The organism is Gemmatimonadaceae bacterium, assembly GCA_020852815.1.
Taxonomy (GTDB): domain Bacteria; phylum Gemmatimonadota; class Gemmatimonadetes; order Gemmatimonadales; family Gemmatimonadaceae; genus SCN-70-22.
In genome coordinates this window covers 182,626-196,617 of sequence record JADZAN010000024.1, presented here as the reverse complement: position 1 = coordinate 196,617, position 13,992 = coordinate 182,626, and the positions used below count along the sequence as shown (strand labels likewise).

Annotated in this window: 11 protein-coding genes; 5 read left to right on the top strand and 6 right to left on the bottom strand. The window is 68.4% G+C overall.

Going from position 1 to position 13,992, the window contains the following annotated elements:
* Window positions 1-34: 34 nt before the first annotated feature.
* Both IT359_14090 and IT359_14085 read right to left on the bottom strand, forming a co-directional pair.
* Window positions 35-1,453: an aspartate aminotransferase family protein gene (locus IT359_14090; GenBank protein MCC6930110.1), complete on the bottom strand. Its 1,419-nt coding sequence runs from the start codon at window positions 1,451-1,453 to the stop codon at window positions 35-37.
* Between the two features lie 26 nt (window positions 1,454-1,479).
* On the bottom strand, window positions 1,480-2,367 hold the full coding sequence (locus IT359_14085) for an FRG domain-containing protein (GenBank protein MCC6930109.1): 888 nt from the start codon (window positions 2,365-2,367) through the stop codon (window positions 1,480-1,482).
* 389 nt (window positions 2,368-2,756) lie between these two features.
* Here IT359_14085 and IT359_14080 point away from each other — a divergent pair, with 389 nt between their 5' ends.
* On the top strand, window positions 2,757-4,256 hold the full coding sequence (locus IT359_14080; protein ID MCC6930108.1) for an FAD-dependent monooxygenase: 1,500 nt from the start codon (window positions 2,757-2,759) through the stop codon (window positions 4,254-4,256).
* Window positions 4,257-4,313: 57 nt separating this feature from the next.
* On the opposite strand, the gene IT359_14075 is transcribed toward IT359_14080, so the two are convergent.
* From IT359_14075 to IT359_14065, 3 genes are all read right to left on the bottom strand, one after another.
* The gene (locus tag IT359_14075) at window positions 4,314-4,994 is read right to left on the bottom strand and encodes a hypothetical protein (GenBank protein ID MCC6930107.1); all 681 of its coding nucleotides are present in this window, start codon (window positions 4,992-4,994) and stop codon (window positions 4,314-4,316) included.
* Between the two features lie 75 nt (window positions 4,995-5,069).
* Entirely contained in the window at window positions 5,070-5,489 is a 420-nt protein-coding gene (locus IT359_14070) for a DUF1801 domain-containing protein (GenBank protein MCC6930106.1), read from the bottom strand.
* A gap of 386 nt (window positions 5,490-5,875) precedes the next feature.
* Complete coding sequence (locus IT359_14065; GenBank protein MCC6930105.1) at window positions 5,876-6,388, bottom strand: GNAT family N-acetyltransferase; 513 nt, start codon at window positions 6,386-6,388, stop codon at window positions 5,876-5,878.
* Window positions 6,389-7,064: 676 nt separating this feature from the next.
* On the opposite strand from IT359_14065, the gene IT359_14060 reads away from it, so the two are divergent.
* Both IT359_14060 and IT359_14055 read left to right on the top strand, forming a co-directional pair.
* Entirely contained in the window at window positions 7,065-7,772 is a 708-nt protein-coding gene (locus IT359_14060; GenBank protein ID MCC6930104.1) for a DUF305 domain-containing protein, read from the top strand.
* A 53-nt stretch (window positions 7,773-7,825) separates the two neighbouring features.
* A complete protein-coding gene (locus IT359_14055) occupies window positions 7,826-9,781 on the top strand; it encodes a hypothetical protein (GenBank protein ID MCC6930103.1) in 1,956 nt (651 codons plus the stop codon).
* Window positions 9,782-9,927: 146 nt separating this feature from the next.
* On the opposite strand, the gene IT359_14050 is transcribed toward IT359_14055, so the two are convergent.
* Complete coding sequence (locus tag IT359_14050; protein MCC6930102.1) at window positions 9,928-10,293, bottom strand: GIY-YIG nuclease family protein; 366 nt, start codon at window positions 10,291-10,293, stop codon at window positions 9,928-9,930.
* Between the two features lie 184 nt (window positions 10,294-10,477).
* On the opposite strand from IT359_14050, the gene IT359_14045 reads away from it, so the two are divergent.
* Together IT359_14045 and IT359_14040 are read left to right on the top strand one after the other, a co-directional pair.
* The gene (locus IT359_14045) at window positions 10,478-10,876 is read left to right on the top strand and encodes a RidA family protein (protein MCC6930101.1); all 399 of its coding nucleotides are present in this window, start codon (window positions 10,478-10,480) and stop codon (window positions 10,874-10,876) included.
* A gap of 1 nt (window position 10,877) precedes the next feature.
* Window positions 10,878-13,931 (top strand): aminotransferase class III-fold pyridoxal phosphate-dependent enzyme, encoded by a 3,054-nt coding sequence (locus IT359_14040; GenBank protein MCC6930100.1) that lies wholly within the window; start codon window positions 10,878-10,880, stop codon window positions 13,929-13,931.
* Window positions 13,932-13,992 lie beyond the last annotated feature (61 nt).

The window sequence follows — 13,992 nt, the reverse complement described above, 5'->3', positions numbered from 1 at the left end:
GAGCGCCGCTGTGCAGGCGCACAGGAACGCCCGCTCAGCCGCTCGCCCGCATCGCTCTCTCGATCGCCGCCACGCACACATCCACGTCGTCTTCCGTCGTGGACCAGTTGGAGACCGAGATGCGCAGGAGGCGTTGCCCGCGCCAGGTCGTGGCGCCTAACCAGAGCGTCCCGTCGTCGTGCAGGCGGCGCTGGATGGCGTTCGTCGTCGCCTCGTCGCCCACTCGCAGCAGCACCTGGTTGAGCACCACCTCGTTCATGATGGTCACACCGTCCAGTGCGCCGAGCCGTTGGGCAAAGCGGCGGGCCAGCGCGCAGGTTCGGTCCACCAACTCCGCGATGCCGGTGCGCCCCAGCGCGCGCAGCGCGGCCCACGTGGCAAAGCCGCGCGCGCGCCGCGACGACTCCGCCACGTAGTCGCCGCCCCCGAACTCGCGCCCCGCCACCTGCCCCGTGAGGTAGGCCGCCGTGTACGCCATCGACGTCGCGTGCACGTCCGGGTGCGCGCAGAAGGCATATCCCGCGTCGTAGGGGACGTTGAGCCACTTGTGCCCGTCACAGGCCCACGAGTCGGCGCGCTCGATGCCGTCGACCAAGCCCCGAGTGCGTGCGCTTGCCGCCGCCCAGAGCCCGAAGGCACCGTCCACATGCAGCCAGGCGTTCGCCGAGCGTGCGGCGTCGGCGGCATGCTGCAGGTTGTCACAGGCGCCCGTGTTCACGTTCCCCGCCTGGGCGCAGACAATCGTTGGGATGCCGGCGCCGTGCGCCAGCGCCTGCGCGAGTGCCGCCGTATCCATCGCCCCGTTGGCGAGCACCGGGACTTCCTCCATCGCCCGTTCGCCGAGCCCGAGGAAGCGGAGCGCGCGATCGATCGTCGCGTGCCGCTCCGCGCCGACCAGCACGCGAATGCGCGGCGCACCGAAGAGTCCTTCGCGCCCCACGTCCCACCCCGCCTGCTGCAACACCCACCACCGCGCCGCCGCCAGCCCCACCGTGTTGGCGCCCTGCGCCCCGGTCACGAACCCCACCGACGCCGACGCTGGAAGCGTGAGCGCCTCCTTGAGCCAGCGCCCGGCAACGTCCTCGAAGGCGATGGCGGCGGGGGAGAGCGCTTCGTTGAAGGCGTTCTGGTCCCAGCCGCTGGTGAGGACGTCGGCGACCAAGGCGGCATCGAGCGATCCGCCGACGACGAAGCCGAAGTAGCGCGGGCCGGCGGAGGCCATGAGGCCGGGAGTGGCGCCGGCGATGAGTTCGTCGATGACCTGGGTGAGCGGGAGCGGATCGTCAGGGAGGGGGCGGTCGAGGGTGGCGCGGAGCTCGGCGCGGGTGAGACGCGGGGCGACGTGCGCCTCGTGGAGCGCGTCGCGATAGCCGGCGATGCGCCTGGCGGCCAGCTGCAACTCGCGGCGCAGCGCATCCGGGGCGCCGTGTGCGTCGTCGTGGTCGTGCGTCATGTCGTCGGAAGCCCTCGAGAAGCCCGTCAGTAGCCGGGATTGCGCGCCATCGTCCGCGGATCGAATGCCCAGTGGAACTCCAGCTCGTAGGCCAGCGAGCGCGCCAGGCCGTCGAGATCGGGAAACAGCGTCGCGTTCGTCAGGTTCATGGTGTACAACTCTCGCATCGACTCCGCGCGCAGCGCGCTCGTCTTCAGCACGAACTTCGCGACCGCCGCCTCTCCCTTCGCGTACGACGCGAGGATCGCGTCGATCGGCTGGTCCAGCACCCCAGGGACGACGAAGGTGCCGGACTGCGCGATGAGCCGCTTGTTCATCACGATCGGCTCCCCCGAACTCACGAAGGGAACGTCGTTGCCGAGGTAGTACGCTCCGTATGCGCCCGGGCGACGGAGCCCGATCTCGTCGGCGCGCATCGTGCGCCGCAGCCGAGGGAAGCGGACCGTGCGCTCCTCGCGCCAGAGCGCCGGGATGAAGATCGCCCAAATCGCCGCATCGCGCGTGGCGCGCTCCAACGCGAAGAAGGCGGCGACGTACGGCGACCAGGTGAAGTCGAGCAACCGCGTCGGCGCCCCGTGGTGCTGCATCAGCGCCAGCCACTGGAAGTCGTCCCCTTCGTCCGGGATGTGCTCGAGGAGGAGGTGTGCCTTGCGCCGGAAGATGCGCCCGATGCGTTCCTCCTGGCTCGACCATGCGTCGCGATGGATCCCATGGGCGAGCACGTAGCGCGAGAGCGAACTGTAGAGCGGCCACTCCGCGTCGCCGTGCCCGCGAAAGGCCCAGTTCCGGAAGCGTGGGCCGGCGACGATGTTCTGGAACTGCTGCCAGGAGGAGATGTCGACGGTGAGGAGGGGAATGGCGGGGGCGCCGGAGCGAGCACGGGATGTCGCGCGCTTTGACTTGTTCGTGATCATGCGACCTCCCGGCAATCGCTGGGGCTCGTCCAAACCGATGGCTGCGGAGCCTCGCGAGTCGGCGGGCTCGAAGGGACGGTGCCAACCTACGGCCACCGCGGTGTCACGAGGGGGAGTCCGCGCGCAACGCCGGCCCCCCGGAATGAACTTCTGTGTCTCGTCAGGCAGGTGCGCGACCGCGGCACCCAAACCCTGCGAAGCAAGACTGCGGCCAGAGTCTCGTCGAAGCGCTATTTCACCGTTCGGTCGGCGGCCGCGGCCACCCGTTCGATAGCAACCGTTGCCCGTCCATAGAACCATCCCCACAGACATATATCAACACCCCCACGGCTTGCGGCAAGCCCCACGCCCGGGGCGATACTTGCCCCCTCATTTCACCAGGAGTCGCGATGACCCACCACGCGGTCGTGATAGCAGGCGGGGGGCCGACGGGGTTGATGCTCGCCGGAGAGCTGGCACTCGCCGGCGTCGACGCCGTCATCATCGAACGCTGGCCTAACCAGCAACTGTCGGGCTCTCGTGCGCTCGGCGTTACGGCGCGCACCATCGAAGCCTTCGACCAACGCGGCATTGCGCAGCGCTTCCTTGCCGCGGGACAGATAGCGCAAGTCACGGGCTTCGCCGTCACGCGCCTCGACATCAGCGACTTCCCCACGCGCCACAACTACGGCCTCGCGCTGCGGCAACAACACATCGAACGCCTGCTCGCCGGGTGGGTGAGGGAACTGGGCGTACCGATCTGGTATGGGCGCGAGGTGTCGGGATTCACGCAGCACGCGGACGGTGTGGACGTCGCACTCGCCGACGGCGAGGTGTTGCACGGGCAGTATCTCATCGGCTGCGACGGGGGGCGCAGCATTGTCCGCAAGGGGGCCGGCATCGACTTCCCCGGATGGGACGCAACGACGAGCAACATCCTGGCCGAGGTGGAGATGACGGAGACGCCACCCTACGGCGTGCATCGCTCGGCGGGCGGCGTGCACGCCTTTGGCCGCTCGGAATACGAGATCAGGGGGAGCGAGATCATCTACAAGGACGTAGGCCCGATCGGCGTGATGGTCACCGAGCCTAACGCGGATGCCACCGCCGAACCGACGCTTGACGACCTCAAGCGGTTGCTGGTAGCCGCCTGTGGTACCGACTTCGGCGTGCATGACGTCACATGGATCTCCCGATTCACCGACATGTCGCGCCAGGCCGCCACCTATCGCAACGCTCGCGTCCTGCTCGCCGGAGACGCGGCGCACATCCACTCGCCAATCGGCGGACAGGGACTCAGCCTTGGTGTCCAGGACGCCGTGAACCTCGGGTGGAAGCTGGCGCAGGTGATCAAGGGAAGCTCACCGGACACCTTGCTCGACAGCTACAACGCCGAGCGACACCCGGTGGGGGCGCGCGTGCTCAAGGCGACGATGGCACAGGTGGCGCTGCATCGCGAGGATGCGCGCACGGTTGCGGCACGCGACATCATCGGCGAGTTGCTGCGAATGGATGAACCACGCCGCTACATCGCCGGGATGATGTCTGGGCTCGACATCCGCTACGAGCTGGGCGAGGGCCATCCGGTCCTCGGGCGCCGCATCCCCGATTTGGACATCGCCACCGAGCGCGGCCCGCAGCGCATCTTCTCCCTGCTGCATACCGCGCGTCCTGTGCTCCTCGACTTCGGCTCGGACCACGCACTCGACGTCACCGGATGGGAGGGGCGTGTGCGGCACCTCGTGTCGCGCTACGCCGGCCCCTGGACGCTCCCCGTACTCGGCCAAGTCACCGCACCCGCCGCGGTCCTCATCCGCCCCGACGGTTACGTGGCGTGGGCCGGCAACGGTACCAATCATGGATTGCGGGAAGCGCTCGGCACATGGTTCGGCCCACCAATCACTATGTGATCGTCATGGATCGACGTAGCGGGCCAATGCTCAAGTGTGCGTTAGGCGCGAGCGCCGTCACTTCGGATCGGACAGCAGCGTGACCGCCTGATCGGCCAGCTCCTCCACCTGCCGCGCGCGCGTACGCCCCCAGCGCGGCAGCTGCCACAGGTTGATCGCGAACGACGCCAGCGAGATACCGCCGAACAGCGTGAGCACCGCCAGCGCCTTCTCCGGCTTGCCGGCAGCCGCAACTACGGCCGACATCAGCGCACCCAACCCGCCGGTGAATGCCGACAGCAGGTTGAGCGCCACCGCACCATCGTTGCGCGTGGTGATGCGTAACTGTTCGCCGTGCGCCATTGGCTCGACGCCGATATGCAGACTCCCGCTCGACCACTCGCGAAGCCCGCCCGTGCTCGTCATCTGCCCCGGGGTGTCGAACGCGGTGCGGAAGACGGCGACCAACTGCTCCCACTCGCGGTCGGTTGGCGCGCGCGGCAGGTCGACCACGCGCGTCATCGCGATGGGGAAGCCGAGCATCCGGCGCACGAGGGGGGCGCGCGCGCGCGCATCGACGCTCGCTGCCGCTTGTGCCACGCGCGCCGGGTCGATCCCCGACTCGCGCGCCACCTGTTGCAGCTGCTCGAGCGTCAGGCCATCGGTGGGCGCGGGGACGAGACCGTCGCCGGCGCCACCGGTCGTGGCGAGGCTGATGATCTCGCGCACTTCGTCGTCCCCGTATCGACGTGTCGACATGGAAGCGGAGTGTACGGCCGCCCGCGCGCTGGCGCTACCACAGCGCCCTACTCTCCCCGCAACGCGCCGCCTCACTCACCCCGGATAGCGCCGCCTCACCTCTGCAATCGATCCGTCGATGAGCTCGCGCAGGACCTCGAGATCCACATCGGCCAGCGACTTGAGATACAGGCACGACTTCCCCATGCGGTGCTTCCCCAGTTGCTTGAGCAATGCCTGCGGCCGCGCGCCCTCGGCGGCGAGATACAGCACCACCTCGCGCCCGCGAATCGCGAAGCCCGTGAGGCACGAATCACCGGAGTGGCCGCTGGCATACTCGTAGTGATACGACCCGAACCCGACGATACTCGGCCCCCACATCCTGGGCGGCTTGCCGGTGGCCTTTCGCATCATCGCGATCAGCGTCTTGCAGTCGGCCCGCTGCGCATCGTTTGCGCGCGAGGCGATGTAGTCGCTCACGCTGGCGTTGGTCGGCCTTGTCTTTGTCTCGGCCATGCTCTGCTCCGCTGGAGAGGGGGAGATCGGTCGGCGGAAGGTGCAGCGGCGCGCGCCTGCTGTCACGGGTGCCGGTGTCGGTCGCCGTCTGGACGAGGGGCCACGGCACCAGCTCGTACTCTCGCGTCGTCGACTCAGCCGCGTCGTTGGGAGAGATCACGTACGGCAACACGAGCCGCCCCGTTGCGGACCACCAAGCGGGCTCCGTCCAGCGGCGCCCGCTGATACGGATACGGTTCGACGACGATCGCGGAGGAGTTGGTGCCGTAGAACCGATCCCACGCGACCAGGCGGCGCGGTGACATGGCGGTCGTGTCGCCCGCGATGGCAGGGCTCCCATCCTCGCGCCAGGGCGAGCAGCGACCGAGGCTGGTCTTCGGGCGGACTCAGACCAAACCGGGAATACCATTCTCGTCGGCGTGATCGTCGCTCTCGTCGAACGATCGGAGCTGGCACTGCCGGAACGACGTCGCGTCGACGAAGCCGGCGCGACGATAGAAGAACTCAGCCAAGTCGCCAGGCGCAACGAGCAACAGCTCGAAGTCGAGCTCGCGGGCCCACGCTTGCACGCGCTGCAGCAGCGCCGAGCCGGCGCCCATTCCGCGCGCGGCCGGGCGCGTGTAGCAGTCCGTGACGTAGCCCCACTGGTCGCTGGTGCGCATGGGGCGCGGGATGCCGAGGATGCGAAAGACCGCGATGTGGGCGACGATCTCGTCGTCCTGCTCGGCGATCCAGTACGCGAGTCGACCGGCGCGTATCTCTTCATCCACCAGGCGCGTGTATCGCGCGCGGAAGGAGTCGAACGATTCGCGCGGCGCTTCTCCAGCCTCCGCGCGGAAGTCCCAGCGCATCTGCGCGAGCGCTGGCAGGTCGGCGGGCGAGGCGAGGCGGTACTTCATGGTTTCACGAGGGCGTTCTCTCTCGGAGGACGGGGCGGCGGGGCGCGGGTGCCCGCAACGACAACGACAACGGCAAGGTCAACTTCCTATGACACGGAGGTAGCACGGAGGAACGGAGGGGCACGGAGGAGAGCAAGAGACACGTCTTCTCCGTGCCCTCCGTGTCTCCGTGAGACCTCCGTGTTAAACGCTCTTGATCTTTGAAACAGAAGGCAACGGCTACTGCATGGACAAAGCAACGGCAACGGCAAGATCAACTTCCTATGACACGGAGGTAGCACGGAGGAACGGAGGGGCACGGAGGAGAACAAAAGACACGTCTTCTCCGTGCCCTCCGTGTCTCCGTGAGACCTCCGTGTTAGACGCCCTTGATCTTCGTAACCAAAGGCTGCAGCCTGAAGTGGCCATCGAGATCCGGACGCCGATGCAGCGCACGCTGATGCCGTTGCTGGCGGACCCTGGTCCCGGTGCCGGCCAAGGAGCGGGAGTTCGCGCGATGGCAGTTCGGGCATGCGATCGGGCTTGACGACCGCGCGAAGCGAGGGGGCGGTCCGCCGGATCCTTGACCCGGACCGTACCAGGACCCTCCGCTGGCTATCATCCGGGACGGAGCGGGGTAGTTTCTCTCCTGGATTCCTCACGTGTCCAATCCCACGCCCTTCCCACAATTCACAACATGTCGACGACATCGCGTGCGCGGCGGTTTCGGCTGGCGGCGAGTGTGGCGTTAGGCATTGTTCCGGCGCTCACGATCGGAGGGTGTGCGTCCGGCCGCGCGGTGTCGGCGATCCCGGCCGATCACCCGCTGCGCCTCACGGGCGACGCGGGGGCGAGGGCGCGCGCGCGGGCCGATAGCGCGCGGCGCCCCTACACCGAGGCCGACATCAATTTCATGTCAGGGATGATCAGCCATCACGCGCAGGCGATCGTCATGGCGCGGTGGGCGCCGACGCACGGGGCGTCGAGCTCGGTGCAGACGCTGTGTGAGCGCATCATCAACGCGCAGCAGGACGAGATCGCGCTGATGCAGAACTGGCTGCGCGATCGCGCCCTCCCCGTCCCCGAGGCCAGGCCCGTCCCCATGAAGATGAAGATGAACGGGGTGGAGCACGAGATGCTGATGCCGGGGATGCTGAGCGACGCGCAGTTGCAGGAGCTGGACGCCGCGCGCGGCGCCGACTTCGACCGGCACTTTCTCGCTTACATGATCCAGCACCACAAGGGAGCGGTGACGATGGTGCAGGAGCTGTTCGCGCGCGACGGCGCGGCGCAGGACCTCACCGTCTTCAAGTTCGCCTCCGACGTCAACGTGGACCAATCCACCGAGATCGCGCGCATGGAGAAGATGCTCGTCCTGGCGCGCCTTCAGGGTGGGGAACGTTAGGCAGTACTCCCGCCCATTCCGCACGACCACTCCGATTCCGACGAGGACCGCTCATGGCTCTTGTGCACCACCATCGCCGCGCCATCGTTGCGGCTGCCGGCACCCTGGCGCTGGCCGCCTGCGCGCAGCAGGCGCCGACGCCGGCCCCGACCACGCGCCCCGACCCGCGCGTCGGACTCCGCGCCGGCCTCATGGACGCCGCCGAGGCCACGTCCAACATGCGCGTCCTGTCGCGCTCCGCGCCGCCCAAGGAGTTCGTCGGCCAGATGAACTCCGACCTCGCCTTCACCGGGAAGTACGCCATCCAGGGCAACTTCAACGGGTGGCAGGTGTGGGACATCTCCAACCCGGCAAAGCCGACGCTGGTGCGCGGCTTCGTCTGCCCCGCGTCGCAGAGCGACGTCTCGGTCTACAAGAACCTCCTCTTCGTCTCGGGGGAGGGGTTCGAGGGGCGCCTTGACTGCGGCACCCAGGGTCCGAAGGAAGCGGTGAGCAAGGATCGCCTGCGCGGCATCCGCATCTTCGACATCACCGACATCGCGAACCCGAAGAACATCGCCAACGTGCAGACCTGTCGCGGGTCGCACACGCACACGGTGCTCGAGGACCCGAAGGACCGGGAGAACATCTACATCTACGTCTCGGGCTCGGCGAGCGTCCGCCCCGCCGACGAACTGCCGGGGTGCGTGCGCGAGGCGCCGGACAAGGACGCCAACTCGGCGCTCTTCCGCATCGAGGTGATCAAGGTCCCGCTCGCCCACCCGGAGCGGGCCGCGATCGTGTCCTCGCCGCGCATCTTCAACGACCTCACCGCCCCCAAGGGACACGGGCAGGCGCCTGACGACCAGAAGGCGATGGATGAGGCCAAGGCGAAGGGGGCGTTCGTGGCGCAGGTGGGCGACGAGTCGTTCGTCCTTCCCCCTAACTTCACGAAGCCGATGCTGGACTCGGTGGTGAAGGCGCGCGGCGGCACCGGCGCGCCGACGGCCGCCGACAGCGCGGCGTTGCGCGCCGAAATCCCGAAGATGATCGCCCGCATGATGGGGGAGAGCGACCAACAGCCCGGACGTCCGCGCCACGGCCCGACGCAGTGCCACGACATCACCGTCTACCCGGCCATCGGCCTCGCCGGCGGCGCCTGCGAAGGGTACGGCCTCTTGCTCGACATCCGCGACCCGGCCAACCCGGTCCGCATCGGCGCCGTCGCCGACTCCAACTTCTCCTACTGGCACTCGGCGACCTTCAACAACGACGGGACCAAGGTCCTCTTCACCGACGAGTGGGGGGGCGGCGGCGGCCCCAAGTGCCGCGCCACCGATCCCAAGGAGTGGGGAGCCAACGCCATCTTCACCGTCACCAACGGGAAGATGGAGTTCCAGAACTACTACAAGCTCCCTGCAGCACAGACGTCATCCGAGAACTGCGTGGCGCACAACGGCTCGCTGATCCCGATCCCGGGGCGCGACGTGATGGTGCAGGCCTGGTACCAGGGCGGGCTCTCCGTCTTTGACTGGACCGACGCCAAGCACCCCAAGGAGATCGCCTTCTTCGACCGCGGCCCGGTCGACTCGACGCGCATGCAGATGGGCGGGTCGTGGTCGGTGTACTGGTACAACGGCGCGATCATCTCATCCGAGATCGCCCGCGGGCTCGACATCACCGAGCTGACGCCGAGCGAGTACATCTCGCAGAACGAACTCGACGCCGCGAAGACGGTGCACCTCGACTACTTGAACGCGCAGGGTCAACCCAAGTTCTCGTGGCCGCCGAGCTTCGCGCTGGCGCGCGCGTACGTGGACCAGCTCGAGCGCAACAAGTGCCTCTCAAGCTCGCGCATCGCGAGCGTCCGTTCGGCCCTGACGAGCGCCGAGAAGACCACCGGCGCCGCGCGCAACTCGGCGCTCGCCGCGCTGTCATCGCAGCTGGCGGGCGAGGCGGTCGGCTCGTGCGACCGGGTGCGTGTCCAGGCGCTGTCGCAGGCAGTGAAGGAGCTGGGGGTGACGAGCTGAGACTCTTGGTGCCTTCGTGGCTTCGTGTGACGCGCCGTTGAACTCCCACTCACACGAAGACACCAAGTGTACGGGCGCCGAAGTCAAGGACGGCCCGCGGGGCGAGTGCCCGGCGGGCCGTTGTCGCTCGGATCGGGCGTGCTTCGCTACTTCGCCGTGGGCGCCCGGTTGTAGCCGGCGGGCGCATAGGGTGCGAGTTTCTCCAACCACATCGCGTCCAGGGCCTGCACGTCGTCGCGCTGGTCCACGTCGGCGGTGTCGGGGAGCGGGAGCGTGTCGACGATCTCGAAGTCGAACGCGTCGGCGCCTAACGCCTTCCAATCGTCCTGCAATGCACGGTTGGGGTGCGCGCCAAGCCTGAGCTGGGCGCGGTGGCGATTCACCGGGGCAGGAATGTCGACGCCGGCAATGAGCAGCACCTTCCCGTTCTCGCGACAGCGCACCACCGCCACTCCCGCGGTCCGCGGCGTCTCCTTGTACTCGCGCGTCAGCGCCTTCCGGTCGATGGGCATACGTCGCGCGAAGCTACCCGCCGCGAAGCACGACGTCGACACCCTCCTCGTGGCCACTCTTCGTGCCTTCGTGGCTTCGTGTGAAACGCCGCTGAACTGCTTGTCACACGAAGCCACGAAGTCTCCAAGGATGCGGCGCCCATGCCGAGCCCAGTATCTTTCCCCCCACCCCAACTCCTCCCCCATGCCGAGCTCCCTGACGCACACCTTCGTCCACGCCCCCAATCTCCCGACGCCGGTTGGCCCGTATTCCCCCGCCGTCGGCTTCGAGCGCTTGATCTTCGTCTCCGGGCAGGGCGCGGTCGACCCGGCGACTGGGTTCCTCGCCGGCGCCGACGCGACGGCGCAGACGGAGCAGTGCCTCAGGAATGTGCGGGCCATTCTCCAGGCGGCTGGCTCCGACATGCAGTACGTCCTGCGCTGCGGCGTCTTTCTCACCGACATGAACGAGTTCCAGGAGATGAACGCCGTGTACGCACGCGTCTTCGGCGACAACCGTCCGGCGCGCACCACGGTCGAGGTGTCGAAGCTCCCGCGCGAGGGGTTGAAGGTGGAGATTGACTGCGTCGCCTATCGGCCGTGAGATGAGCGATCGCCCGGAGTCGACGCGCGTGTGGCGCGAGGCGTTGGCGGAGTCGTGGGGGATGGAGGGGGTACTCGAACCGCTCGCCGGCGAGTTCGACCTCAACTTCCGCGTCACGGCCGCTGACGGCGCGCAGTTCATCCTCAAGGTCATGCGCCCCGCATGCGATCCGGCGTTTGTCGACCTGCTCGCGGCGGCGCACGAGTACATTCGCGAACACGACGCGACGGTCCCCGTCCCAGCCGTGGTGCGCACGACGGGCGGTGAGCGCTGGTGCGTGCGACACGACGCCGACGGCACTCCACGCCTCACCTGGCTCCTCACGCTCCTGCCAGGCGTCGAGTACGCGCGCGCGCAACCGCGACCGCCCTCCCTGCTTCGCGAGCTGGGCGCCGCGGTCGCGCGCATGCACTCGGCGCTCACCGGCTTCGCGCACCCCGCGCTCGAGCGCCCCGACTTCAAGTGGGATCTCACGCGTGCCGACTGGGTCATGCACCACATCGACGACCTGGCCACACGTGCGCAGCAGGAACTGGTGGCCGATGCGTGGCTGCGTTTCGACGCCATCAGGGGACCGCTCCACGCCCAACCGCGCGCGGTGCTGCATAACGATCTGAACGACTGGAACATCCTGGTCGCACGGAGCGAGCATGGTGCACCACGCGCGGGGGCTATCCAACAGCGAGGCACTCCGTGCCTCGCTGGTATAATCGACTTCGGCGACATCGTCACCGGTCCCCTTGTGTGCGAGCTCGCGATCGCCGGCGCCTATCTCGTGCTCGATCACCCGCACCCCGAGCGCGCCCTCGCCGCCTTCGTCGCCGGCTATCACGCCGTCTCGCCGCTCACGCCGGCACAGCTCGACCTCATCTGGCCGCTCCTCCTGATGCGGCTGGCGGTGAGTGTCACCAACGCGATGCTCATGAAGCGCGAGCGTCCCGACGACCCGTATGTCGTCGTCTCCGAATCGCTGGCCTGGGGCTACCTCGAGCGCGCCCGCACGATCGCCGACGGACAGATGTGCGCCCGCCTGCGCGTGGCCTGCGGCTACCGCGCCAACGATCGCGCGACGCGCGTGCTGGCATGGCTGGACGAGCAGCGGGGGTCCTTCGCCCCGGTGATGGGGATCGACCTGGCGACCATCGCCACGGGCTCGCTCGCCATCCGCTCCGCACTCGTCCCGCGCGATGCGATGATGATGACGGAGGACGAGGCGCGCTCGTTAGGCTCGGCGGCCAACGCCGGGGCCGCGTGGGTGGGGAGCTACGGCGAACCGCGCGCCGTCTACACCGCCCCCGCCTTCCGCAAGGGAGCGCACCCCATCGCCGACCGTCGCTCGGTGCACATCGGCGTCGACACCTTCCTCCCCGCCGGGTCGCCCGTGCACGCGCCGACTGCCGGCACGGTCGACGCGGTCGAGTATCGCGAGTCGCGGCTCGACTACGGCGGGATGGTCGTGCTGAGGCACGTCACCCCCGACGGCGATCCGTTCTGGACGCTGTATGGCCACCTCTCGCGCGCCAGCGTCGAATCGTTGCGTCCGGGGCAGATGATCGCGCGCGGCGAGCGCTTCGGCGCGTTAGGAGAGATGGAAGAGAACGGCGGGTGGGACCCGCACCTGCACTTTCAGCTGGCGGTGCTCACCGACGGCATGGCCGGCGACTGGCCCGGCGTCGCCGACCCGGACGACCTCGCGCTCTGGACGGCGATCTGCCCCAACCCCGCGGCGCTCCTCAACCTCCCTGACGAACGCGTCGCGTACCAGGCGCTCGATACGGAGCTCATCTGCGCCGGGCGGAAGGCGCACTTCGCGACGAACCTCAAGCTGTCGTATCGCGAGCCGCTGCTCTTCGTGCGCGGGTGGAAGCACTACCTGTTCGACGAGTGGGGGCGCGTGCACCTGGACGCCTACAACAACGTCCCGCACGTCGGCCACGCGCACCCGCGCCTCGCCGCGATCGCCGCCGACCAGCTCGCGCGCCTCAACACCAACACGCGCTACCTCCACCCGCTGCAGGTGGCCTTCGCCGAGGAGTTGCTGGCCAGGATGCCACCGCACCTCACGCACGTCTTCTTCGTCAACTCGGGGAGCGAGGGGAACGAGCTGGCGTTGCGGCTGGCGAGGACGTACACCGGGGGGAAGGACATGGTCACCCCCGACCACGGCTACCACGGCCACACCACCGGTGCCTACGACCTGTCGGCGTACAAGTTCAACAAGCCGAACGGCGGCGGGCGCCCCGAGTGGGTGCAACTCGTCCCGGTCGCCGACACCTATCGCGGCGAGCACCGCGGCGACGACGCTGCCGTGCGCTACGCCGAACACGTCGACGACGCCATCGCCCGCATCCACGCGCGCGGCGGACGGCTCGCCGGCTTCATCGCCGAGACGTTTCCCAGCGTCGGCGGGCAGATCATCCCGCCGGTCGGCTATCTCGCTGCCGTGTACGACCGCGTCCGTGCCGCCGGCGGAATCTGCATCGCCGACGAGGTGCAGACCGGAATCGGGCGACTCGGCGACTTCTTCTGGGGCTTCGAGCACCAGGGGGCCCGCCCCGACATCGTCGTACTCGGCAAGCCGTTAGGCAACGGCCACCCGCTGGGCGCTGTCGTCACCACTTCCGAGATCGCGCGCTCGTTTGACAACGGGATCGAGTTCTTCTCCACGTTCGGCGGGAGCACGCTGTCGTGCCGCGTGGGGACCGAGGTACTGCGCATCGTGCGGGACGAAGGGCTCCAGGCGAGCGCCCGCGTCGTCGGTAACCACCTCCTCGCAGGGCTCCGCGAGCTGCAATCGCGTCACGCGCTCATCGGCGACGTGCGAGGGATGGGGCTGTTCATCGGTGTTGACCTCGTCACCGACCGCGAATCCCGCGCGCCGGCGACAGCGGCGGCGAGCTACGTCGTGAACCGGTTGCGCGAGGAGCGCATCCTCATCGGTACCGAGGGGCCGGCGGACAACGTGCTGAAGATCCGGCCGCCGCTCACGGTTGGGCGGGACGACGCAGAGTGGGTGGTCGGCGTGCTGGGGCGACTTCTAAGTGAGCTGCAATAGTAGCGACGTGCGAGATGGACGTTACTTGCTGGTGACTTTACTGTCCGTTCCCAATCGCTCC

Bases quoted from the DNA above. Each gene is read 5' to 3' on its own strand.
- IT359_14090 (MCC6930110.1), bottom strand. From the start codon at position 1,453: ATGACGCACGACCACGACGACGCACACGGCGCCCCGGATGCGCTGCGC.
- IT359_14085 (MCC6930109.1), bottom strand. From the start codon at position 2,367: ATGATCACGAACAAGTCAAAGCGCGCGACATCCCGTGCTCGCTCCGGC.
- IT359_14080 (MCC6930108.1), top strand. From the start codon at position 2,757: ATGACCCACCACGCGGTCGTGATAGCAGGCGGGGGGCCGACGGGGTTG.
- IT359_14075 (MCC6930107.1), bottom strand. From the start codon at position 4,994: ATGTCGACACGTCGATACGGGGACGACGAAGTGCGCGAGATCATCAGC.
- IT359_14070 (MCC6930106.1), bottom strand. From the start codon at position 5,489: ATGGCCGAGACAAAGACAAGGCCGACCAACGCCAGCGTGAGCGACTAC.
- IT359_14065 (MCC6930105.1), bottom strand. From the start codon at position 6,388: ATGAAGTACCGCCTCGCCTCGCCCGCCGACCTGCCAGCGCTCGCGCAG.
- IT359_14060 (MCC6930104.1), top strand. From the start codon at position 7,065: ATGTCGACGACATCGCGTGCGCGGCGGTTTCGGCTGGCGGCGAGTGTG.
- IT359_14055 (MCC6930103.1), top strand. From the start codon at position 7,826: ATGGCTCTTGTGCACCACCATCGCCGCGCCATCGTTGCGGCTGCCGGC.
- IT359_14050 (MCC6930102.1), bottom strand. From the start codon at position 10,293: ATGCCCATCGACCGGAAGGCGCTGACGCGCGAGTACAAGGAGACGCCG.
- IT359_14045 (MCC6930101.1), top strand. From the start codon at position 10,478: ATGCCGAGCTCCCTGACGCACACCTTCGTCCACGCCCCCAATCTCCCG.
- IT359_14040 (MCC6930100.1), top strand. From the start codon at position 10,878: ATGAGCGATCGCCCGGAGTCGACGCGCGTGTGGCGCGAGGCGTTGGCG.